Raw genomic sequence first — 23,250 nt, forward strand, 5'->3', positions numbered from 1 at the left:
GCGCGGGGTCGGCCAGGCTACCGGTGCAGCCAGGGGATGTACACCGGCGGGGCGTAGACGTTCGGGAAGTTGTAGAAGAAGGTGTTGCCTGCCTGCACCTGCACGCCGACCTGCTGCCAGCCGGCGTAGAGCGGCGGCGGCACTTCTTCCAGCAGATAGGCGCCGGCGCTGATGTCGGGCAGGGTGTAGGAGCCGTCGTTGCCGCTGATGATGGTGGTGACCAGGGTGTTGGGCGGACGCTTGAGCTTGATGACCGCGCCGGCCAACGGCGGCTCGCCCGCGTCCAACAGATTATTACGGTTGAGGTCGTTGAACACGATGCCGGCCAGGTGCCCGGTCTGCGGCATGGGCGTCGGCGTCAGGGTGGGGGTGGGCGTGACGGTGGGGGTGGGCGTTTGCGTCGGGGTGTTGGTGGGAGTGACCGTGGGCGTGCGCGTGGGGGTGGGCGTCTTGGTCGGTGTGGGCGATGGCGTGAAGGTCGGCGGCGGGCCGATATAGGTGGTGGAAAGTCTGGAGGCCATCACCAGGTGGATGTGCTCATCGCCGTCGCTACGGCTGTTCAGGCGGAAGTCCGCGCCGCCGTTCAGGGTGTTCGCCATGCGCGCATCAGCCGCCAGGAAAACGGCCGTCTTCCAGGTATGACTGTCGGTCTTGGTGACGAGAGCTTGATTGGTGCCTTCGACGATGGCATCGCGCAGACCGCTGGTGGAATCGTACTCGATCTTGAAGGTATCGGTTCCCAGGTCCGCGTAGGTGACGGCGATGCGGATGGTGCTGCTGCCGGCAAAGTAGTAGCCATCGCTGACCTTGAACCACATGTACGGGTTTCCGCCCACCTGGTCCGTGCGCCGCGCCACCCAGCCTTCACGACCGGCCGGTAGATTGGCGTTGTAGGGGCTGTTGTGGCAGGGGTAAGGGTTGCCATTGGGGTCATTGGCGCCCCCGCACCAGCCGAGATATTCGACGCCGGTGAGGTTGGTTTCAGCCACGGTGCGGCCGCCAGAGATGTTGTCTTCCTGGGTCAGGTAGAAGCTGTAGTTGCCCACCTGCGGGTAGTAGGTCTGCTCGCTGGCCGCATAGCAGTAGGTGGTGGGGTTGCGATGTTCGCGCATCGCCACCCACACGTTGGGGGTGTTGGCCGCGTTCTTGCCCACGTAATCCTTCATCCAGGAGAAGACCTCCAGGTTGGGGATGTTGTCTACGATCAGCCCGCTGCCGGCATCGCGGTTGAAGAAGAGATCATCGTTCAGGCGCATGACGTCGGCCTTCTTGTCCATGCCGCTCAACATGCCCCAATACACCTCGGTGTTATTGCACAGCATGTACTGGTAGGTCTCGAAGGCGATGGGCACCGAGGTGTAGTTTTGGTAGACGGTGTCGTACATGCCGCAGAAGTTCGTGTTGCTGCAGGTGGTTGACCCGCGCCAGGCCTCGTTGAAGTCAGGCACCAGGCCATTGAGGGAGATACCAACCCCGCGCGGCACCGCGTAGTTTGCCAGCTCCCAGCGTTCGGCCTCGGTGAAGGTGTAGGGGGCAATCTGCGCAAAGACGCCCTTCTGCAGACTGGAACCGGTGCGGAAGCCGGTGACATAATCGTCAATGATCTCTTTGGTGGTGCTCATCCACAGGCTCTTCGTCAGGCCGGCGCCGATGAGCGCGTCAATTTCACCCTGGTTGCCGCCAGCTTTATTTTCGCCGTAGGTGCCAAAGCCCATGGAGATCCATTCGACGCGCGCATCGTTCTTGTAGCGGTTGCCCAGGGCGGCGATGAAAGTGGCGTAGGGATTCAGGTAACTGCGGAACCAGTAACGCGGCACGCGCCACAGCCCGTCGGGGCAGCCGCCGGAGGGCGAGATTTCGCAGGACGAGGTGATGACCACCGCGTTGGCGTTGCTCTGCCACACCCAGGCCGGCGTGCCGTTGATGCCGCCGCAGCAGCGGCCGTTGTAGGTGCTGATGCCAATGGCCGCGCGCTTGCCGGTGGACGCGACGGCCGCCAGGTAATCGTCTACGAGCGCCCAGTTGTAAACGCCGTTGCCGGGGTTCAGCTCACCCCAGTCGAACGTGCGCAGATTGCCGACCAGCGAGTAGCGCGCCGGGTCCGCATCGCCGCTGTGGTTGATCATGTAAATGCCCGGATCGTTCATCCAGGGCAGGGGGATGTCGGGCGCGCTGGCATCTTCGGGTGCGGTCTGGCCAAATACCACGGAGGCCAGCAGGGCCAGCAAGATAAGCGTACTCAACAGCGTGAGTAGAGTCAGTTGCCATCGTTTCACAGTCAAACCTCATGAGTTGGGGCAAGTTGAGGCAGGCGCCGACCGGCGCCTGCCTGTACTTTCTTGTGCATCGTTTGCCACGGCCACCCATTATGTCCCCATCGTCTTAACGCCAGATGAAGATCGGCCCCTGTCAGGTGACAAAACTGTCATCTGTGCCCATCGCGGTAGGGGCATGGCCTTGCGCCTGCCCGCGTGGGCGACCGCAAGTGGGCGACCGCAAGTGGGCGACCGCAAGGGTACGCCCCTACAAATTGAGGGGATGCACGTCGCGTTAGCGCCAGATGATCGGGAAAAAGTAGGGTCTTGGGGTTGGGGTGGCGGTTGGCGTCGGCGATGGCGTCTCCGTGGGGGTGGGCGTGTGGGTGTGGGCGATGGCGTCTCGGTGGGTGTGGGCGACGGCGTAGCGGTGGGCGTGGCGGTGAAAGTGGCCGTGGCCGTCGGCGTCCAGGTGGGCGTCGGCGTGCGAGTCGGCGTGGGCGTGGGGGTGGCGTGGGCGTGGCGGTCGGCGTCGGCGTGATCGTCGGCGTATCGGTGGCGGTGGGCGTTGGGGTGGCGGCCGGCACGTAGCTGTAGATGCTGCCATCATGACTGACCAGCCAGCCGTGGAACTCATCGGTCAATTCGATGTCCCAGAATTCTTTTGATCCGGCCGGTGCGGCAATGCTGTCCCAGTCCTGGCCGTTTTCGGTGTAGGCCAGCGCGCCGGCGTAGTTCGGGTCGGTGCCCTCACCGCCTGCGGCCCAGCCCACGCCGTTGGCCAGCACGGTGACGCCGAAGAATTTCTTGTCTGACTTGCGCGTCTGTTGATCCCAGGGTGACGTTCCGCCCGCGTTGGCCGAATAGTAGACCGTGCCATGCGACGCGGTGGCGCCGGCCATCCAGCACTGGCTGCTGCTCAAGCAGTGAATGGCGGTGTTGTCGGCGCCGGTGGCAAAGTGGAAGCTCCAGCTCAGGCCGCCATCGAACGATTGGTACAGTTTGGCGCCGTTGGCCGCTGCGTAGCAGGTGCTGCCGTCGAAACAGGCGAAGTCCCACATCACCACGCCGCCAGGCCCGCCGTCTACATCAACCAGGCGCCAGCTTGCGCCCCCATTGGTGGATCGGAAAACCTCGCCCTGGGTGCCGCCCAACAGGATGGTGTTGGGCGTGACGATGCCCACGGAGTAGAGCCAGCCGCCGTAGTCGGGCGTTTGTGACAGCGCCCAGGTCGTGCCGCCATTGGTGGTGCGCAGGATGTAGCCGTACTGACCGGCCGCCCAGCAGGTGTCCGCGTCCAGGCAGTCGAGGCCGTGCAGCCAGCCGGTGGCCGGATGCGCCTGTTCGGTCCAGGTGGCGCCGCCGTTGGTGGTCTTCAGGATGATGCCGAACGCGCCGCCGTTGCCTGGGTACCAATCGGAGCCGCCGACGGCATAACCGACCTGGTTGTTGAGCATCCTGACGCCGCGCATCGTGGCCTCCGCATGGGGATGGCTGTACTGCAACTGCCACGTGCCCGCGACAGCCGGGCCGGTCGGAGGGACGCTCTGCGCGTCGCCCTGTCCTGCTGTCAATACCGCCGCGGCCAGGCCGACCAGGCAGCAAATGGTGATGATCGAACGCATTCTTTTTACCTTTCTTCGATTACTTTGCTTACGATGTCTTGTTCTTCAACCGCACGCGCCAGTGTTCGTGCAGCGCGGTGAAGGCGGCCGCGGCCTGATTGCGCCGCGCCGAGTCTTGCACGCCAAAGCGACCGATGTTCCAGGTGACGATCAGATCCTTGCGCGCACGTGTGATGCCGACGTAGAACAGGCGCAGCCGTTCGGCCGCGTAGGCCAACCGTGCCTGCGCCGAGGCTGCGCCCTCCACGTAGCCGGCCGCATCATCGTCGAGAATCGCTTCCAACAAGGCGATGGTTTCGGCTTGGGGATTGAGCGCATCACGCGCGTACCACGGTTCTGATTGATAGGAGTCGTGCGGCTGCGCGGCGGGAAAGCTGTAGTTGTTCAACGCCATCAGGTAGACGCGATCCCATTCCAGCCCCTTGGCCGCATGCATGGTGGCAATGGTCACCGTGCCTTTTTTGGGTTGGTAGCCGGTGTCGGCCGTGTCGAAGCCCAGGAAACGGCGCTCATTGCGCGCGATGATGTGCAGTTCGTTCGCCAGTTCCAGCAGGCGGGCGCTGGCCTGCGTCTCGGCGAAGTGGGTCAGCACCAGCGCCAGTTTGTGCGTCAGCGCCAGTTCGCTCGGCTCGGTGAACAGCTCACGGCCCAGGGTCAGGATGAGTTGGTCAATCGGCAGCACGCCGGCCTGCAGCCAGCGCTGCACGGCCTGGCGGAAGTTCAGCAGATCGGCCATGATCGCCGGCTGCTCCAGGGCCGGTCGCAGCGCGGCCAGCCAATCGCCCGCGGGGCCGGGGTAGAGGAAATCCTCCACGCTGGTCAGGCGGTGCAGGGTCTTCTCGACCTGCTGCGCCTGCGGCTGATTCAACGCGGACAGGGGCAACGGCCCGGCGCCTAACGGCGGCACAACCAGGACTGATTCGGCCAGGGTATCCGGCATGGCGTCGTCGCCCTGGTCATCCGGCGCTGAACTCACGTCCGGGGTATCGTCCACATCCGCGGCTGCGGCCGCACGATCGGCCTCGAGCGCTTCATCATCGGTTTCGGCGCCACGCCCGCGCGCCCACCACACCTGCCGGTAGACATCCGCCAACCGCATGCGTTCAACCGGCTCAGCCAGGTAGCGCACCACCATCTCCAGCTTACCAGCCACGTTGCGTGTGGCCGCGCTGCTGCGCAGCAGTTCTTCGTAGGGCAGGTTGCGCGCCTTGAGTTCGGTGGCTAGTTGAAACCCCCGGCTGTTTTCCGGCACCAGCACGGCCGCTGTCCAGTCAGGATGGCCCGGCAGCCAGCGGCTCAACGAATCGGCCACAGCCTTTAGCTCGTCGTCCGGTGTATGCGCACGCTCATCGAGGTAGGTGAAACTCTCGGTCGGGTTAGGCTGCGGATCACTGAGCGACGTGGGCTGAATGGCCTGCTGTAAGAAGGCATGCTGGCGCAGCCAGGCCACCGGATGGGCGATGCAGGTCCAGTTTACCAGGAAGTTAGCCAGGTCAATGATGGGGCGGGCGGAGCGGCCGGAGTCGGGCAAATCGCGCCGCAGCGCGCCCGGCTCATGCAAGAACTGGCGCAGATGTGCAGGGTCGGCCGTGGTAAAGGTGGTGTTGATGGCCTGATTGGGATCGCCCACGCGCACCCAATGACTGCCGCCCGCGCCTTGCGTGCCGCGCTCATGGGTGTTGGTCAACAGGCGCAGCATCTTCTCTTGCAGCAGGCTGGAGTCCTGGGCTTCATCTTCCAGCACGTAGGGCCAGCGCCGGCGCAATCGCTCCAGAAAATCGGGCGCCAGGCGCAGGGTCAACAGCGCCAGGCGAAGCAGATCATCGAAGTCCACCATGTTGCGCATCTGCAGGCCGCGCTGATAGGTCTCATAGACGTTCAGACCCAGGCGCAGCAGCACCCGCGACGGCTCTTCCAGGTTGCCCAGGCGTGCTCGCAGTTCGACCGGCGTCAGTTCCAGGTCTTTGGCGCGACGGATGACCATGCTGGCGATATCGCGGGCCTGTTCAGGCCATTTCTCACGGCGGACGGTGGCCGCTTGAAATTCCTTGAGTGCCCCGCTCAGGATAAAATCGAGCGCGGCCGGCTCATTGCTGAGCTGATGGTGCAAGGCTTCGTCCAGCACTTGTTGGGCCGCCCGTTCATCCGCGATCTGAAAATCATCGGTCAGCCCGGCCAGCGCCGGCCGCATACGCACGATGTCGTTGGCCAGCGCGTGCAGCGTGCGCACGCGGTAGCCCACGTTGGGCAGCAGTTCGAACTCTGTGCTCAGGATTTGGGAAATGCGCTGGCGAAAGTTCTCCACCGCCGAGTTGGAAAAGGTGACGATGAGCACTTCGGGCGTCTCGAAGGGGTTGATGATCTCATCGCGGCGGGTTGCCAGTTCATGCACGAGCTGCGCGGCCAGATAGCTCAACGTTTGGGTTTTGCCACTGCCCGGCACCGCGCTGATCCCCAGGCGCCCCTCGCGAAATTCCAGCACGCGCGCCTGCGCTGGTCGCGGCACGAAACGGGGCGGCGGGCTGCTTGTCACCGCTCCTGCTTCCATCAGCGCTCCCATCGGCGCTCCCATCAGCCCCCCACCCCCTGGGGTTTTTCTCCCTGCCCCAGCACGCGCTGCAATACCTGCACCAGCATTCCCTGCTGCTCGAAACCCTGCTCTCCCCACTGCGTGATACCCAGGTGAACGCGAGTGCGGCAGCGCCGCAGGAGGCCCACCAGCAGGCGATAAAGATTCTGCTGTTTGGTTGCCACCTCATCGGCATCGGTCCAGATCCGGTCTTCACTCCAGCGCCGGCTGAGCACGTAGGGATGGGTCAGCGGCTGATCGAGGCGCTCGGCCCAGCCGGAGCTGCCGACATCCAGCCAGAATTGGTGCTGCACGGCACGGTTGCGCATCAAGAAGGTATAGGCAGGGGCAATCAGCACGGCGTCCTCATTCTCTTGCCAGCCGGCGACGAATAGCGCGCCGATCAGCCCGCTTTCCACCAGGCCCAGGTAATCGCGCCCCATGTCGAGCAGGGGGGTCTGTCCGACGCCGGCCACCGCCCAGCGGAACTTGCGCGCGGATTCGATCAACTGCGCGGCCACGCGGCCGGCGTCGAAATCGCCGTGAAAACGGAAGCCGGGCTGGCTCAGCACCTCGCCAAACAGGCGGCTGAGAAAATGATCGAGCGCCTGCACCTCTTCGACCCGGTAAGCCAACAGCCAACGGCGCAGTTGTTCGTAGGCCTGCCCCAACCGGTAGGTGATGCGCTCCTGCGCCTTGCCGGCGATGATGTCGAACGAGGTGAGCGTGGGCGCTTCGCCCGCTTTGGCGCGGTAAACGATGCGGCTGAGCAGATGGGCGCGCACCGGGTCAAGGCCGTCCAGCGCCAGGTAGAAGGCCTGCGCCACGTCCGCGGCCAGCGGCGGTAATTGCCAGCCGGGGTGCGCCAGGCTGGCCAGGGTCAACAGGCAGCGGGTGGCCGGTTCGGCGCGCAGTTCGCGCGAGGGCCGATGCGAACGGGCCGGTACGCCGCGCTGCGCCAGGCGATCCATCAACGAGAAGCGCAGGGAATCACTGACAAAGGGGGCCAGGACGGCAATCTCAGCCGCCGGCACGCGATCTTCATGCAGCAGATGGGCGATGGTATCGGCCGTCCAGTCGAGCATTTCGGGATAGAAGCGGCGCAGGGCCACGTCGAACGCGGCGCGGGCAACGCCAGGGGTCGCGGGCGCGGGGTCCGGTGCAGGCTCCGGCGCCGGGCGCGTGCTGAGCTGGCGCGTCAAGGCCAATGCCAGCGCCTGCACATCGTCGGATGAGACATAATGGGTGGTCAACGCCACCGCTTGCGTACAGACAGCCTGCAACTGTTGCGCCGAGTCCGGGTCGGCGCCCAGAAAAACCCGATAGCCGGCTTCCGCATCGTAGATGAGCAGCGCCGATTTCAGGTCAGGCAGCCAGAGCTTGAGCAGATCGTGCGCGACCGGCGTGTCCTCTTCCAGGTTATCCGCGATCAGATGGTCGTAGCTGCGAAAGAGCTGGGTACGACACCAGTCGTTGGCGAGCAACGTGCGGCTGAAGACCTGGATTTGCAGGGAAAAATCGAGCAGGTTGTTGTGCAGGCAGAACGTGCGGAAGGCATTGACCAGTTCTTGCGCGTCTTCGTACACGGTCAGGCGGTTCGAATCGTGCTGCCAGGCCCGTTGCAGGCGGCGCGCCACATCGGTGTGCGCAAAGCCGACCAGCGCGGCCTTGTTGAGGTTGTCGAGCACCTGGCTGATGATGCGCGGCTGGGAAAGCCCCACAGCATCCAGGCGACCGCTGGCGATGACCGGCTGCACCAGCCCGGCCATGTAGTATTGGGCTGTTTCTAACGTGAGAAAGACAGGCTCCCGGTCTGGATGGGCAAAGCCGGCATCCGCGGCAATCAGCGGCCAGTACAGTTCAACCTGGCTGCGCGCCAGTCCGCCCACGGTCTGCACGGTGACTTGACTGCCACTGCGCGCCAGGGCCGGCGCGGCCAGGGCGTCCCAGTAGGGGGCAGCCAGGCTGCGCTGGGGGGTCAACACCAGGATACGCCGCGCAGAGACGCCGCGTTGGCTCAACAGATGGCGCAGGCGGGCAACGCCCAGGGTTGTCTTGCCCACGCCGGCCGGGCCGTGCAGAAAGACCTTGTTGCCCTCGATGGCCCACGCGGGCAGATCGGCCAGGGTAGATTGGGTGGGAGATGGCAGCGAGTGAGAATCGGACATAGTCAGCGGTCAGGTCAGAGATCAGAGATCGGAGATCAGAGATCAGGGATCGGAGATCAGTTCAGCGATTGAAATCGCACCTAAAGGGCGTGCCGCCAGGCGTCCACCTGCGTGGCCGCGGAGGCCGGTCGGCGCAGGCCGACCTTGCGGCGGCACGCCCGTTCGCCCCGAATTCATTCGGCGGCCCCCCCCGAATTCATTCGGCCGGCGGAACGTTTACTTTTGCAACTGCATCGGCATGATGACCTGGGTGTAGTCTTCAGGGCCGGTGCCCACCGGGCGAATCACGCCGGGCAACGTTGAGCGGGTGGCTTCCAGCGCTACCTGGGGGGTGTCAATGGCAGACAAGGCGTCAATCAGGTACTTGGCATTGAAAGCGATCTCGTTGGCCTCACCTTCGACCAACGCGTCCATCTCACTGACATTGTCGCCCAGCTCGGCCGAGGTTGCGGTGATGGTCAAGGTGCCGGGCTTCAGGCCGTCGGCCGGTATGATTTGCAGGCGCACGGCGTTGGCCGCGTCGCGGGCGAACAGGAAGGCCATCCGCACCGTGCGCAAGAACGCCTGGGTGTCTAACACGGCGCGGGTCTTGAAGCCGCGCGGGACAATGGCGTTGTAGTCGGGGAAGGTGGCATCGAGCAATTGGCTGACAATGTCAACCTGGTGATAGCCGCCCTTGCTGTCGGTCTTGCCCCAGACGTGAAACATGATCTGATTACGCGTGGGTGTGATGGTGACCTCAACCGGGCGCTCGTCGCTGGCGTCGCTCACGATGCGCGCCACTTCACTGAGGGTGCGCGCCGGGACGATCACCGTGTTGCGCGTGCCCCCGATCATCCCCATGCCGCCGCTGCGTCGTGCCAGGCGGTAGCCATCGGTCGCGGCCATGGTCAGGCGTTCTTCTTCGAAGCGCACCTCGACGCCGGTCAACGTTGGGCGGCTCTCATCGGTCGAAGCCGCGAAGGCAACCTGGTTGATCATCTGGCGTAGGGTGGCTGGCGGCAGCTCGATGACCGCGGTCTCGCCTCGGTCAGCCATGGTGGGAATGGTAGGGAATTCGGCGGCATCAATGCCTTTGAAGTTGGCCTCGTAGCGCGCGCACTTCAGGTTGAGGGTCTGCGTGCGCACCGCCAGGTCCAGATCAATCTTTTCGGTGGGCAGCGAGTTGACGAATTCGGTCAGGATGCGGGTGGGTACCGTGATGGCTCCCTCATCCTCGACCTTGGCGCCAATCCAGCAGTTGATACCAATTTCAAGGTTGGTCGCCGCCAACTTCAATTGCCCCTGGTCGGTGGCGAGAAGGATATTACTGAGAACAGGGAGCGTACTACGGGAGGATACCGCTCGCCCGACGATCGAAAGGCCTTTGGCCAGATTTTCCTGCAAACAAGAGATACGCACGTGACAGCCTCCTTGGAGTGACGAGTGTCGTCTAGTGACTAGATTGCGGGCAAGTATACCATACAACCGGTATCTACTCCAATCTTTCTTTCAGCGCGGCGCTGCAAGACCGTTGCAAACAGAACCTTAAAATTATGAGCATGACAGAAGTAGCGTTTTTGCTGTAGGGCAATGAAAATCGGAGTTATTTTGCGTTCGGAAAAGATGTCTGTCCTAGATGTAGTGTAGTACAAATGTTCGGTGTGACCGACTTGACGTAAAAAGCCAAAATCACTGGTTTTTGACCTGAAAAGGGCGGTTGCGCGAGCGTGCAGGGCATGATAGAATGTTAAAGATCGTTAGCGTGGCGGATGACAGATGATGACAGATAATGACAGATAATGTATGGGATGGCCTGTATGAGCAATAGTATGGCCCCTGCCGTTCATTGGCAGGCAACACTGGGTGAATTGAAGCTGCAAATGCCGCGTGCCACGTTTGACACGTGGGTCAAAGACACAATCGTCGTTGGTTGTGAACTGGACGAGTATGTCATTGGCGTCCCCAACGCGTATGCCAAGGACTGGCTGGAGAACCGGCTCGGCCCGACCATGCGACGCACGTTGGCAGCCATTGTCGGTCGCGGGATTGATCTGCGTTTCGTCGTGCGCAACCGCGAGGCGTCAGAACCGCCGGCAGTTACGGAACGGCCGCTTCTTGACGTCGAAGCAAGGCATGGGGAGTCGCAGACTACCGAAACCGGTTATCGCAATGGCAACGGGCATGGCGCCAGAAGCGTTGCTTTTTCCGGCGCGGTGTCATCACCACCGCTCAACCCGCGCTACACCTTCGATGCCTTCATCGTTGGTTCGGCCAATCGGCTGGCGCATGCCGTTTCACAGTCGGTGGCGGAGAAACCGGGTGAGGCCTACAATCCCCTGTTTCTGTACGGTGACGTGGGCCTGGGCAAGACGCACCTGCTGCAGGCGATTGCACACGACCTGCAACGGCGCGGGCTGCGCGTCGTCTACGTCTCTTCGGAAGCCTTCATGAATGACCTGATCGGCGCCTTGCGCACGCAAGGCACGGAAGCCTTTCGGGAAAAATACCGCACCTGTGACGCGTTGTTGATTGATGACATTCAGTTCATTGCCGACAAAGAGCGTACCCAGGAGGAGTTTTTTCACACCTTCAATACGTTGCACGCGGCCAATCGCCAGGTGGTGCTCTCCAGTGACCGCCCCCCGCGTTCCATCTCGCTGCTGGAAGATCGCCTGCGTTCGCGCTTCGAAGGCGGCCTGACCGCGGACGTCAAGGCGCCGGACCTGGAAACACGGGTAGCCATTCTACAGGCCAGGGCCAACAACCAGCCGGTGCCGGTGCCGGGCGATGTGCTCATGTTGATCGCGCATCGTGTGCGGACCAACATCCGTGAGTTGGAAGGCATGTTCACGCGTGTGGTGGCCCAATCGCAATTGCTGCACCGGCCCATCACGACCGACCTGGCCGAGCGCATTTTGGGTGAACTGGCGCCGGCGCTGCCCAAGCCGACCGCCGACAGTATCCTGAAGTGCATTTGCAGCTACTACAAAGTCGAAGCAGGTGTTTTATTCAGCACCTCGCGCGTCAAGAACATTGCCTGGCCGCGCCATGTCGCGATGTACCTGCTGCGCACCGAGTTGGACATGTCGCTGCCGCAGATTGGCCAACTCCTGGGCGGGCGCGATCATACCACCGTCATCCACGGCGTGGATAAGGTGACCCACCTGCTCGCCGACGATGAGACCGTGCGCAAACAGATCACCGACGTGCGTACACAACTCGTGGCCCCAAAATAGGCATGTATCATTCATGAATTGGTTATCACTCATTTCCACTGTTGTCACCCTCGTCTTTGCCGGCTTCGTGCTCTACCGCTACGCTTACCGCGGCGGTGCGCATTTGCTGCTGTGGGGCATGGGCCTGGTGCTGTATGCTATCGGCACCTTTGCGGAGTTCTATCTGGCGCTGCGTTGGAGCGCCGCCTGGTTTCATCTGTGGTATCTTGGCGGCGCCATGCTGACGGCTGCCTGGCTGGGACAGGGCACCGTGTATCTCCTGGTGCGCAAACCGGCCTGGCTGCCGCACGCGCTCATGGCTCTGTTGGCGCTCGGTTCGGTTTACGCGGTCTGGCGGGTCTTTGCCACCCCGCTGGACAGCGCCGCGTTTTCCGCGACCATGCCTGTCAGCCTGCAGTACAAACAGATCATGCCGCCGGGCGGCGCGCGGCTGCTCACCATTCCCTTCAACATCTACGGCACCATCGGCCTGGTGGGCGGCGCCATCTATTCGGCCTGGCTCTTCTGGCGCAAGCACGTCCTGCGCAACCGGGTCATCGGCAATGTGCTGATTGCGATTGGTGGCTTAGCGCCTGCGTTTGGCGGCGCCTTCACCCGCCTGGGGCATCCTGAATTCTTGTATCTCAGCGAATTGCTCGGCGCGATCATCATGTTCGGCGGCTTTCTCCTGGTCATGACCACGCGGCCAGATGCCAAGCCCCGCGTGACTGCCCAGCCTGGTCGCAGCGCAGCCGGTGACGCCTGACCTATCATGGCGCCGGCCAACGTTACGCGTAAACCTCCGCTCCAACAGCAGAAACACTCGCAGCAGTCGCAAGCGCGCCAAAATCGGAAATACGCAATACTCTTGCCTGCACTGACTCCATAATCGAATCTCGGATGAAATGGCTGGCCTCTAAAATCTCAATGCCAATCATTTCCCCCTGTGCGTTCAGTTCGACCGTTATGTTGGGGCCGAGTTCCACGCTTCCCGCTTCCGGCTCATCCGAGATGGACAGATGCAGCACGTCATCCTCTTCGAAGTACATCATCCGGGCTTCACTCATTGGAAAACCTCCCCGTCTTAAGCCGAAAATTGACTTGTTGACGCGTCGTAGCATGAATAGTCACCGGTATCATCGCAGTCTGTTCAGTCTCGTAAGGGATCATCACTAACACATCCTCAATGCGCCCTATGGCGACCGACCGTCCGGTTTCGGTATCCAGATATCGCTCACTTGAGTATCTCACGATTGGTTCGATTTTCGCAAGATCAAACCCGCGCAACCTGGCTCGATAGCGCACGTAATCTGTCCAGATTATCTCGCTTTGGGGCTCTGGCATCGACAGCTCCCTGTCTGGCACGATCGCTGTGCTAAGGAACGAGAATTTTTTAATTGTCTGGTTTAACGGCCCACGGGGTGGCTATGTTCGGACACTTATTTAATTCTCATTCCTAAATCTCTTGATTCGCTCTCACATCCACTGTTGCAGCATCTTATCACGGAATCAGGAAATCTTCAACCCCTGCGTGATCTCACGCTGAATTCTCGGTGAGTGGCTTCTGCAAACCTGCACCCAATGCGAAATGCCCCTATTCACACCCGTCAGATTGACTTTGCTTTGCGCTGTGCTAGAATACATCATCTTGATGTGAATTCTTACCCGCAGTGAGGTTCGATCTATGCGTTTTCCGCGTTCCAGTGGTGTCTTGTTGCACCCCACGTCATTTCCCGGCCCTTACGGCATCGGCGACCTGGGCGATGCTGCCATCGAATGGATCGAGTTCCTGGCCCGGCATGGTCAACAACTCTGGCAGGTTTTCCCCCTTGGCCCCACCGGCTACGGCGACTCACCCTATCAATGCTTCTCGGCCTTTGCCGGCAACCCGCTCCTGATCAGCCCCGATCGTCTGCTGGCGGCCGGTCTGCTCGACGCCGATGATCTGGCTGACGTGCCGGCGTTCCCGGCCCAGTCCATTGATTTTGGCGGGGTCATTGCCTGGAAAATGACCCTGCTCGCCACGGCTTTCGACCATTTCCGGGCGCGGGCCACGGCCGCCGATCGCGCCGCGCTCGACGCGTGGTGCGCTGAAAATGCCGCCTGGCTCGACGACTACGCGCTGTTCATGGCGGTCAAGAGCGCGCATGGCGGCGCCAACTGGAGTACCTGGACACGTGACATCGCCACCCGGCAGCCCGCGGCGTTGACCGCCTGGCGCCGGCGGGCGGCTGCGCAGGTCGCGCTGCAAAAATTCATGCAGTTTGTCTTCTTCCAGCAGTGGGCCGCGGTCAAGGCCGCAGCCAACGCGCAGGGGATTCGCATCATTGGCGACATTCCCATTTTCGTCGCCTATGACAGCGCCGACGCCTGGGCCAACCCGGAATTGTTCTATTTCGATGAAAACGGCCAGCCGGAGATCGTGGCTGGCGTGCCGCCCGACTATTTCAGCGAGACCGGCCAACTGTGGGGCAATCCGCTCTATCGCTGGGATGTCATGCAAGCGCGCGGCTATGATTGGTGGCTGGCGCGTATCCAGGCCACCCTGCGCGTGGTAGACATCATCCGCATTGATCACTTCCGTGGCTTCGAGGCCTACTGGGCGGTGCCCTTTGGCGAACCAACGGCCGTCAACGGTGAATGGCGCAAGGCGCCGGGCGCCGATCTCTTCAAGACGGTACGCGCGCGCCTGGGAGACCTGCCCATCATCGCCGAAGACCTGGGTTTCATCACGCCGGAGGTGTGCGCCCTGCGCGACGATTTCGGTCTGCCAGGGATGCGCATCGTGCAGTTTGCCTTCAGCTCTGGCCCGGAGGACCCCTTCCTGCCGCACAATTATGTGCATAACGCCGCGGTCTACACCGGCACCCATGACAACGACACCAGTGTCGGCTGGTACCGGCATAGCTCAACCGTGGAAGAACGCGACTTTGCCCGGCGTTACCTGGCGCGCGATGGCGATGACATCGCCTGGGATTTCATCAGGGTGGCCTGGGCATCCGTGGCCGACATGGCGCTGACACCGCTGCAAGACCTGCTCAGCCTTGACTCGGAGGCGCGTATGAACTTTCCCGGCCGCCCCAGCGGCAACTGGGGTTGGCGCTATCAGGCTGACGATTTGAGTGCTGAACTTGGCAACCGCCTGCTGGAACTGACCTACCTCTACCGGCGCCTGTCACCGCAGCCGGAGAAAGAGGACACAGAAGATACGGCTGAAACGATCGAAGATTGATGTAACTGCCCAGGCTCCGGCGCCGACAACGGCCACATAGTCAAAGGTTGAGTTCAACCCAGGCCGGCTCATCGCTGCGGGAGCCAACGATGCTGAATGCGATGGGGCCATGCGCGCCAGCGATGATCCATTGCCCCGGCCGATGGATGTGGCCACTGACGACCTGCGTGACTTTGCTGCTTTGCCGCACCAGTTGCCCCAGCGTGAAGTTCGCCATATAGGCGCTGAGCAGGCTCCAGAATGCGCTCTGAGGACGTTGGGGCACCGATTCGGCAAAGATCGGCCAGTGGGTGATGACCACGATCTGACGCACGGCCGCGTCGGCCTCCAGGGCCGCCAGACGACGGGCGAAACCACGCTGCAGATAGCGCGCCATGGCCACATCGCTCCACGGCCAATCAACGTAGTCGGCGTCGTGTGTGACCAGGCGCTTCAGCGCCCGGTACTCGTTGGCCACATAGGGCAGGTGCGGCGCCCGTGCGGAGTAATCATACCAACCCATCGTGCCGCAGATGCCGATGCCCTGGATGACGAGGTTTTGGTCCTCCAGCCAGACAAAGCCTTCTTGCCGCGCAGCGTGCGGAAGCTGCACCTGCCAGAGATCGCGACTGTGGAATTCGCCCCGGTAAACATCATGGTTGCCGGCGATGAGCAGGCGCGGGCAGGCGAAATCACGAAAGAGCTGCAGACCGCGCTGAAAAAGCCGCAGCGGATGGCCCACATCACCGGCCACGATCAGGCAATCAGGCCGCCGGGCGCTCGCCCGTTGCGCAAAGTCGAGGTAGGCTGCACGCTGGGCTGGCCGATAGTGCAGGTCAGCCGTGACAAGAATGCGCATGGAATGATCGGTTCCTCGGCGGGCGTCGGGTCACCCCGACGCGTGGACGTGTTCCGGTTTGATCTTGTAGATCACGCGCACCTCGCCGGGCTGGTGGTTGAAGCGACGACCGGCGCCGGTGTATTTTTCGGCCAGCGTATCAATGTGGGCGTCCGCGCCTTCGGTCGTGATCTCGACCACCGGCCCCCGAATTTGCAGGTAGCGATACGGGTTTTGTGGATCCACGATGTTCAGGGCCACATAGGGACGGGCACGCATGTTGCGATCCTTGACGCGCCCCTGGGCCGAGTTGACCCGCACATACTCACCCTCCACATCGAACCAGACCGGCGTCACCTGCGGGGTGCCGTCATCCATGCTGGTCGCCAGGTTGGCGAGCGCTCGTGCGGTGAGCAAATCCAGATGCGTGCTGGGAATTGTTGTCGTCATGTTCTTTCTCCGTAGGGCTTGTCAGGAAACATCTTTCTGTTGCTTGTCGCTAACGGTCAGCGTTCTGCATGAGACGCCGGCCGATCGTTTTTTGTCACCCAGGTACAGATGACCATCTATCTTGATATGTCAGCCGCCATCAACGGCAAGGCCGGCCTGGGGCGCTACGCCGCCACGTTGGCCGATCATCTCTCGCCGCTGCTGGGCGAGCGCCTGGCGTTTTTCTACAATCGGGCCGGTGCATCAGGCACGGTCAGGCTGCCTGGCGCGGGCACAGCACATCAGGCTCGGCACGTTCGTCTTGGATATAAGCCCTGGCGCCTGGCGGTCTGGCTGGGACAGATGGCGGGGATCGGTTTCGACCGCCTGCTGCCCGCGGCTGAATTATATCACGCTACCGAGCATTTGCTGATGCCGCTGCGCCAGGTGCCCAGCGTGCTCACCGTGCATGACTTGATCTACCGCCTGTTGCCGCAGCACCACAAGCGCCTGAACTACTGGTTTCTCAACGCGGCCATGCCGCTGTTTTGCCAGCGCGCCAACGCCCTGATTACCATCTCGGAAAACAGCAAGCGCGACCTGGTGCGACTTTATGCGGTGACGCCGCAAAAGGTGCATGTCATCTACGAAGCGGCCGCGCCACACTTTCGCCCGCAGACACCGGAACGCATCACGGCCGTACGTGCGCGCTATCACCTGCCGGCGCACTACATGCTGACCGTCGGCACGATCGAACCGCGCAAGAACCTGGATCGCCTGCTGGATGCGCTGTTGATTCTGCGCCAATCGGGGTTGGATGCCCACCTGGTCATCGTTGGCAGCAAGGGCTGGCTGACGGAAGGCTTCTTTGCCCGCCTGGAGACGCTGCCGCAGCGCGAGGCAGTTCATCTGGCCGGCTTTGTGGCGGATGACGATTTGCCCGCGGTCTACGCAGGCGCGCGCCTGACGGTGCTGGCGTCGGTGTATGAAGGTTTTGGTCTGCCGGTGCTGGAGGGGATGGCCTGCGGGTCGCCGGTGGTGTGCAGCGGGACCGCGAGTTTGCCTGAACTGGGGAGTACGGCGGCTCGATATTTCGATCCCCTCACGGTTGCTGACATCGCGCAGACCCTGCAGCGAATATGGCAGGATGAGGAGGAGCGGCAAGCGATGCGTCAGGCGGGACTTGTGCGGGCCGCGCAATTCTCCTGGGCGCAGACCGCAGCGGCGACCCTGGAGGTGTATCAGCGTGTCATCGAGAGCCGCCGGGATGGGGCGTCAAAAGTAGAACGCCAAAGCATTTGACAGTTCGTTTTCGTCTGGTATAATACCCGATTGCCAGGCCGACGTAGCTCAATCGGCAGAGCAACTCACTTGTAATGAGTAGGTTAGGAGTTCGATTCTCCTCGTCGGCTCTCGTCGAGTCAGAGTGATTGAACGGCCGGTGTAAGTGAATAGGGGCGGATACCCAAGTGGCCAACGGGGGCTGACTGTAAATCAGCTGGCTGACGCCTTCGGAGGTTCGAATCCTTCTCCGCCCACCAGATTAGAGGAGAGAGCGCACGCAGCTCTCTCCTCTACCTGCCCACGTAGCTCAGTCGGTAGAGCACGTTCTTGGTAAGAACGGGGTCACCAGTTCAAGTCTGGTCGTGGGCTCCATAATAACATGCAGCGAGAAATGGACCTGGCGCCAGTGCTCGCAACGGATCAGGAGGCGTAGGATTTCATGGCAAAGGCAGTATTTCAGCGAACGAAGCCGCACATCAACGTGGGGACGATTGGTCATATTGACCATGGGAAGACGAGTTTGACGGCGGCAATCACGAAGGTGTTGGCGCTCAAGGGATGGGCGGATTTTCGTGCATTTGATTCGATTGACAATGCGCCGGAAGAGAAGGCGCGCGGCATCACGATTGCGATTGCGCACGTTGAATACCAGACAGCGAAGCGGCACTATGCGCACGTAGATTGTCCGGGACATGCGGACTACATCAAGAACATGATCACGGGTGCGGCACAGATGGACGGTGCGATCCTGGTGGTGGCGGCGCCTGATGGGCCGATGCCACAGACGCGGGAGCACATCTTGCTGGCGCGGCAGGTGGAAGTACCGGCGATGGTGGTGTTCCTGAACAAGTGCGACATGATGGACGACGAGGAACTGCTGGAGTTGGTGGAGTTGGAGTTACGGGAGTTGCTGACGAGCCAGCATTTTCCTGGGGACGACATTCCGATCGTGCGTGGCAGTGCGTTGCAGGTGTTGGAATCGAGTTCGAAGGATCCGAATGCGCCGGAGTACAAGTGCATTTGGGACTTGATGCGAGTGGTGGACGAGTACATACCGACGCCGGTGCGTGAGACGGAGAAGCCGTTCCTGATGCCGGTGGAAGATGTGTTTGCGATCAAGGGTCGGGGCACGGTGGTGACGGGACGTATCGAGCGTGGCACAGTCAAGGTGGGCGAAGAGATCGAGATTGTGGGATTGCGAGATACGCGCAAGACGATCGTGACCGGCGTAGAGATGTTCAAGAAGATTCTGGAACGCGGCGAGGCGGGGGACAACGTGGGTTGTCTGCTGCGGGGGATCACGCGCACCGATGTGGAGCGCGGGCAGGTATTGGCCAAGCCGGGTTCGATCAAGCCGCACATGGAGTTCATGGGCGAGGTGTACGTGTTGCGGAAGGAAGAGGGCGGACGGCACACGCCGTTCTTCAACGGGTACCGGCCGCAGTTCTACATTCGGACGATGGACGTAACCGGGACGTGCGATTTGCCGGAAGGGCTGGAGATGGTCATGCCGGGCGACAACGTGAACCTGAAGATCAAGCTGATCGTACCGGTCGGGTTGGAAGTGGGGTCGCGGTTTGCCATCCGTGAGGGTGGCCGCACCGTTGGCGCCGGCGTCATCACCAAGATGATGAACTAAGGACTTTGCGGTGGCTGCCTTGCCGGCGTCCACTGCCAGACGGGACACAAAATCATGGCGAAAAAAGCGGTACGCACCGTAATTACGTTGGCCTGCACGGAGTGCAAAGAGCGCAATTACGTTTCGGAGAAAAATCGGCGCAACGACCAGGGGCGCATGGAGCTGGCTAAGTACTGCTCCCGTTGTCACAAGCATACGCCCCATCGCGAGACGCGCTAGGGGAGCCGGAAGAACCGGGTTTCCGACGCATCACGAAACCCGGTTTTTCAGCAGCTTCAGGATGTGTTGTCGCTTCGTTTACGAAGGCCAGTAGCTCAATAGGTAGAGCATCGCTCTCCAAAAGCGAGGGTTGCGGGTTCAAGTCCTGCCTGGCCTGCCTAAGTCACTCTTGTTGAGTGTATCGAGACACCACCTCTGTTCCGATCAGTATCTGGCGGAGACTGGTGTCTTGATCTGTAAGAGGCCTGTGATATCGCAACGATGTGAGAAGATTTGTGAATAAACCTGTGACAGTCAACTTAAAAGAGAACCCGCTGATCAAATACTTCAAGGACACGCGGGCCGAGTTGCGCAAAGTGACCTGGCCGACGCGTGAGGAAGCCACTAACCTGACAGTCGTCGTGCTGGCGGTGACTTTCTCGATGGCGTTGATCCTGGGAGCGGTGGACTTCATATTTGCCCAGTTTTTCCGCCTGTTGGTCGGTGGCTGATTCTGTCTGACACAGTTGACCAGGGCACCAAGGTGTGGACCACGCGATGTTGCTAGATTACCTAGATGAACTGAACTTGGACGATGAACCGGTCACCCGGTCCGCTGTCGCGGCCGGCGAAGGCGAGACTGCGGCGACAGAACCAGCGGCAGAGCGCTTCTGGTACGTCATCCACAGCTATTCCGGCTACGAGAACAAGGTTAAGAAAAACCTTGAGCACCGCGCCGCTTCGATGCATGATGTGGGCGGAGATCGTATCTATCAGGTGATCGTTCCGACCGAAGAGGAAGTGGAACTCAAGGACGGCAAACGCCGTACCATCGAGCGCCGGGTTTTTCCGGGCTACATCCTGGTTGACATGATCATGGATGAAGATTCGTGGTACGTCGTGCGCAACACCCCTGGGGTGACCGGCTTCGTCGGCATGGGCAACAAACCAACCGCCCTGAGCCAGGAAGAAGTGGACAAGATCATGCGCCGCATCGAGGATGTGGCGCCCAAGATCAAGATCAGCTTCAAGATCGGCCAGAAAGTGCGCCTTGTGGGTGGGCCGTTTGCCGATTTCACTGGCGCCGTGGACGAAATCTCACTGGAAAAAGGCAAGGCGCGTGTCATGGTGTCGTTCTTTGGCCGGGAAACACCGGTTGAAGTTGACTTCCTACAGCTTGAAAAAGTTTGACGTCCGGGTGATGGCATAGCGCACGAGCCATAAGGGAACGAGGTGCGGCCCACTGTGATGGGCGCCGCACCTTTGTTTTGACAGACGGTTTTTCTTGACAACAGTCTTGACAAGCACGTAGTAGGAAAGGGTTTGTTGAAAGGAAGTCGAAAGGAAGTCGCATGGCGAAAAAAGTCAAAGCAATCGTTAAGCTCCAACTGAACGCCGGCAAGGCGAACCCGGCGCCGCCGGTGGGACCGGCGCTTGGTCAACACGGTGTCAACCTGATGGCCTTCTGCAAGGAGTACAACGCGCGTACCGCTGCCCAAACCGGCATGATCATCCCGGTGGAAATTACCGTCTTTCAGGACAATTCGTTTACGTTTGTCACGAAGACACCACCGGCGGCCGATCTCCTGAAGAAGGCAGCCAATGTGGCCAAAGGCTCGGCTACGCCGAACAGCAAGGCCAGCGGCAAAATTACGCGCACCCAACTGCGTGAAATCGCCGAAACCAAGATGAAAGACCTGAACGCCAATGATCTGGCGGCTGCCATGAAGATGATCGAAGGCACCGCGCAGAGCATGGGTATCACGGTTGTCGAATAATCCATTGTCACACGTGGGAGAAGAAGACCTCTTCGCTTGCACCACAGGAGTCTCAATATGCCTAAGCACGGAAAGAAATACATCGCCGCGGCGGCCAAAGTAGATCGCAATCAGTATTACACGCCGCAGGATGCCATCAACCTGGCCAAAGAAACAGCCTTTGCCAAGTTCGATTCCACAGTCGAAATTCATCTGCGTATGGGTGTTGATCCGCGCCACGCCGATCAGCAAGTCCGTGGCGTTGTGGTCATGCCAGCCGGTAGCGGCAAGCAGGTACGCATCCTCGCCTTTGCCGATGGTGACGGGGCGCGCTTCGCCTCCGAAGCCGGTGCTGATTTCGTCGGCGCCGATGACATGATCAAGAAGATCCAGGATGGCTGGCTTGACTTCGACCTGGTGTTGGCGACACCCCAGGTCATGGGCAAGGTTGGCCGTCTCGGCAAGATTCTCGGCCCGCGTGGTCTGATGCCCAGCCCGAAAACCGGCAGCATTGTGCAGCCCGAAGACCTGCCGCGCGTCATCAAAGAAGCGCGCCAGGGCCGTGTGGAGTTTCGCGTGGACAAGACGTCCAACATTCATATGCCGGTGGGCAAGACCAGCTTTACGCCTGACCAATTGCTCGAAAACTTGTCGGCCATCATGGACGCGATTGTGCGCGCCAAGCCGGCTGCGGCCAAGGGCATCTATGTCCGCCGCGTCACGTTGACAACAACCATGGGCCCCGGTATTCGCATGGACGCCAACCTGGCCTCCAGTCTGAAACCGACAGCCTGATTCTTTTACGAATCCTAACGCATGAGCCGATGACCGCAGGTAGTTGTGTGCTTGCCAGCCAAGCCAAACGTAAACCCTGCTGAGGCGAAGCTGCACGTCAATGAATCCTGCACTCTCTGCCCTGCACAGAGAGCGCCCGGGTTTGTGCGCCTTCGTGTCCTGCGGCACGAAGGTTTTTTTGTTGATAGCAGGCCATGCCTGGCGCGATGCGTATCGTTGCACCGGCCATGGCCATGATGTAATCGTGAGAGGGGGTGACTCGATTGCCGCTGACTCGAAAAGAAAAGCAGAAGTTTATTGATCAGTACGCGGAGCGCTTGCAGAAGAGCCGGGCCATAGTGGTGCTGCGCAACAAGGGCCTGACCGTGGCTGAAATCACCGCGCTGCGCAAGAAGTTGCGCGACGCAGACGCGACGTTCCAGGTGACCAAGAACACACTGTTCAAGATCGCACTGAAGGACAGCCAGTTCCCGGTGCCAGACGAGATGTTTGCCGGTATGGTGAGCGTCTGTTACTTTGCAGGCCCGATTGCAACGTCTACCAAGCATCTGCTCGCTGTGATCAAGGAGCAGAAGAAGTTGGAGCTTATTGGCGCGCTCCTGCCCGATGACATATTCGGGGCCGATGAGGTCAAGCGCCTGGTGGATCTGCCGACCCGTGAGCAGTTACTGGCGCAGTTGCTGGGCGCCGTGCAGGGACCGGCAACCAACCTGGTTGGTGTGCTGCAAGCGCCGTTGCGCGAAATCATCACGGTTCTCTACGCACGTTCAGAACAGGCAGAAGAAAACGCTGCCTGACGCGACCGTAGATTCGAACCCTTAGAACAACCTTTTGAAATGCACGAGGAGATCATCAGAATCATGTCCGACAAATTGCAGAAACTGGTCGAAGAGCTGGATGCTCTGACCCTCAAAGAAGCCGCTGAACTGTCCAAAATCCTGCAGGAGCATTGGGGCGTCAGTGCCGCGGCGCCGATGGCTGCAGGTATGATGGCCGCGGCCGGCGCTGCGGCGCCGGTGGCGGAAGCCCCCCCGGTGGTGGAAGAGCAGACCGAGTTCGATGTGGTCCTCAAGGACATCGGCGCCAAGAAGATCAACGTCATCAAGGCAGTCCGCCAGGTCACCAGCCTGGGCCTGAAGGAAGCCAAGGACCTGGTCGAGTCGGCGCCCGCGACCATCCTGGCTGCGGTCACCAAAGAAGTGGCCGCCAACGCCAAGCAGATCATCGAGGCCGAAGGCGCTGTGGTAGACGTCAAGTAATCACGTTGGGTACACAGACAAGAAGG

General features: G+C 61.2%; 20 protein-coding genes and 4 tRNA genes. 16 read left to right on the forward strand and 8 right to left on the reverse strand.

The features are described from left to right. Positions 1-17: 17 nt before the first annotated feature. The 5 genes from IPM84_10470 to dnaN all read right to left on the reverse strand — a co-directional run bounded on the left by IPM84_10470 (position 18) and on the right by dnaN (position 10,018). Positions 18-2,276: a hypothetical protein gene (locus IPM84_10470; GenBank protein ID MBK9093189.1), complete on the reverse strand. Its 2,259-nt coding sequence runs from the start codon at positions 2,274-2,276 to the stop codon at positions 18-20. A 149-nt stretch (positions 2,277-2,425) separates the two neighbouring features. Next, a complete protein-coding gene (locus IPM84_10475; GenBank protein ID MBK9093190.1) occupies positions 2,426-3,880 on the reverse strand; it encodes a hypothetical protein in 1,455 nt (484 codons plus the stop codon). A 28-nt stretch (positions 3,881-3,908) separates the two neighbouring features. Further along, positions 3,909-6,440, reverse strand: a complete 2,532-nt coding sequence (locus IPM84_10480; protein ID MBK9093191.1) for an ATP-dependent helicase — start codon at positions 6,438-6,440, stop codon at positions 3,909-3,911. A gap of 11 nt (positions 6,441-6,451) precedes the next feature. Continuing rightward, complete coding sequence (locus tag IPM84_10485; GenBank protein ID MBK9093192.1) at positions 6,452-8,617, reverse strand: AAA family ATPase; 2,166 nt, start codon at positions 8,615-8,617, stop codon at positions 6,452-6,454. 216 nt (positions 8,618-8,833) lie between these two features. After that, positions 8,834-10,018 (reverse strand): DNA polymerase III subunit beta, encoded by a 1,185-nt coding sequence (gene dnaN / locus IPM84_10490; protein MBK9093193.1) that lies wholly within the window; start codon positions 10,016-10,018, stop codon positions 8,834-8,836. 410 nt (positions 10,019-10,428) lie between these two features. Between dnaN and dnaA the strand changes: the two genes are divergently transcribed. Beyond that, positions 10,429-11,835 carry a chromosomal replication initiator protein DnaA gene (gene dnaA, locus IPM84_10495; protein MBK9093194.1) on the forward strand — a complete coding sequence of 469 codons (1,407 nt, stop codon included), beginning with the start codon at positions 10,429-10,431 and terminating at the stop codon, positions 11,833-11,835. Between the two features lie 13 nt (positions 11,836-11,848). Further along, positions 11,849-12,580, forward strand: a complete 732-nt coding sequence (locus tag IPM84_10500; protein ID MBK9093195.1) for a hypothetical protein — start codon at positions 11,849-11,851, stop codon at positions 12,578-12,580. A gap of 22 nt (positions 12,581-12,602) precedes the next feature. On the opposite strand, the gene IPM84_10505 is transcribed toward IPM84_10500, so the two are convergent. Continuing rightward, positions 12,603-12,881, reverse strand: coding sequence for a DUF2283 domain-containing protein (locus tag IPM84_10505; GenBank protein ID MBK9093196.1), 279 nt, complete (start codon positions 12,879-12,881; stop codon positions 12,603-12,605). 617 nt (positions 12,882-13,498) lie between these two features. Between IPM84_10505 and malQ the strand changes: the two genes are divergently transcribed. Continuing rightward, positions 13,499-15,046, forward strand: a complete 1,548-nt coding sequence (malQ, locus tag IPM84_10510; protein MBK9093197.1) for a 4-alpha-glucanotransferase — start codon at positions 13,499-13,501, stop codon at positions 15,044-15,046. 40 nt (positions 15,047-15,086) lie between these two features. On the opposite strand, the gene IPM84_10515 is transcribed toward malQ, so the two are convergent. Both IPM84_10515 and IPM84_10520 read right to left on the reverse strand, forming a co-directional pair. Beyond that, on the reverse strand, positions 15,087-15,884 hold the full coding sequence (locus tag IPM84_10515; protein MBK9093198.1) for a metallophosphoesterase: 798 nt from the start codon (positions 15,882-15,884) through the stop codon (positions 15,087-15,089). A 30-nt stretch (positions 15,885-15,914) separates the two neighbouring features. Continuing rightward, a complete protein-coding gene (locus tag IPM84_10520; GenBank protein MBK9093199.1) occupies positions 15,915-16,313 on the reverse strand; it encodes a PPOX class F420-dependent oxidoreductase in 399 nt (132 codons plus the stop codon). A gap of 108 nt (positions 16,314-16,421) precedes the next feature. Between IPM84_10520 and IPM84_10525 the strand changes: the two genes are divergently transcribed. From IPM84_10525 to rplL, 13 genes are all read left to right on the forward strand, one after another. Next, positions 16,422-17,594, forward strand: coding sequence for a glycosyltransferase family 4 protein (locus IPM84_10525; protein ID MBK9093200.1), 1,173 nt, complete (start codon positions 16,422-16,424; stop codon positions 17,592-17,594). A gap of 37 nt (positions 17,595-17,631) precedes the next feature. After that, positions 17,632-17,704, forward strand: a tRNA-Thr gene (locus tag IPM84_10530). A 43-nt stretch (positions 17,705-17,747) separates the two neighbouring features. After that, positions 17,748-17,833: transfer RNA gene (locus tag IPM84_10535), tRNA-Tyr, on the forward strand. A 39-nt stretch (positions 17,834-17,872) separates the two neighbouring features. Then, a tRNA-Thr gene (locus IPM84_10540) sits at positions 17,873-17,948 on the forward strand. A 67-nt stretch (positions 17,949-18,015) separates the two neighbouring features. Continuing rightward, complete coding sequence (gene tuf, locus IPM84_10545) at positions 18,016-19,215, forward strand: elongation factor Tu (protein ID MBK9093201.1); 1,200 nt, start codon at positions 18,016-18,018, stop codon at positions 19,213-19,215. 54 nt (positions 19,216-19,269) lie between these two features. Then, entirely contained in the window at positions 19,270-19,434 is a 165-nt protein-coding gene (gene rpmG, locus IPM84_10550) for a 50S ribosomal protein L33 (protein ID MBK9093202.1), read from the forward strand. Between the two features lie 84 nt (positions 19,435-19,518). Continuing rightward, positions 19,519-19,591: transfer RNA gene (locus tag IPM84_10555), tRNA-Trp, on the forward strand. Between the two features lie 118 nt (positions 19,592-19,709). Further along, a complete protein-coding gene (gene secE, locus IPM84_10560) occupies positions 19,710-19,925 on the forward strand; it encodes a preprotein translocase subunit SecE (GenBank protein MBK9093203.1) in 216 nt (71 codons plus the stop codon). Between the two features lie 46 nt (positions 19,926-19,971). Then, entirely contained in the window at positions 19,972-20,604 is a 633-nt protein-coding gene (gene nusG / locus IPM84_10565; protein MBK9093204.1) for a transcription termination/antitermination factor NusG, read from the forward strand. A gap of 161 nt (positions 20,605-20,765) precedes the next feature. After that, a complete protein-coding gene (gene rplK / locus IPM84_10570; protein MBK9093205.1) occupies positions 20,766-21,191 on the forward strand; it encodes a 50S ribosomal protein L11 in 426 nt (141 codons plus the stop codon). A 57-nt stretch (positions 21,192-21,248) separates the two neighbouring features. Beyond that, complete coding sequence (locus IPM84_10575; GenBank protein ID MBK9093206.1) at positions 21,249-21,965, forward strand: 50S ribosomal protein L1; 717 nt, start codon at positions 21,249-21,251, stop codon at positions 21,963-21,965. A gap of 254 nt (positions 21,966-22,219) precedes the next feature. Further along, positions 22,220-22,762: a 50S ribosomal protein L10 gene (locus IPM84_10580; GenBank protein ID MBK9093207.1), complete on the forward strand. Its 543-nt coding sequence runs from the start codon at positions 22,220-22,222 to the stop codon at positions 22,760-22,762. A 63-nt stretch (positions 22,763-22,825) separates the two neighbouring features. Continuing rightward, positions 22,826-23,224 carry a 50S ribosomal protein L7/L12 gene (gene rplL, locus IPM84_10585; protein MBK9093208.1) on the forward strand — a complete coding sequence of 133 codons (399 nt, stop codon included), beginning with the start codon at positions 22,826-22,828 and terminating at the stop codon, positions 23,222-23,224. The last annotated feature ends 26 nt before the right edge of the window (positions 23,225-23,250 follow it).

It is taken from the genome of Candidatus Amarolinea dominans, from assembly GCA_016719785.1.
Classification (GTDB): Bacteria; Chloroflexota; Anaerolineae; order SSC4; family Amarolineaceae; genus Amarolinea; species Amarolinea dominans.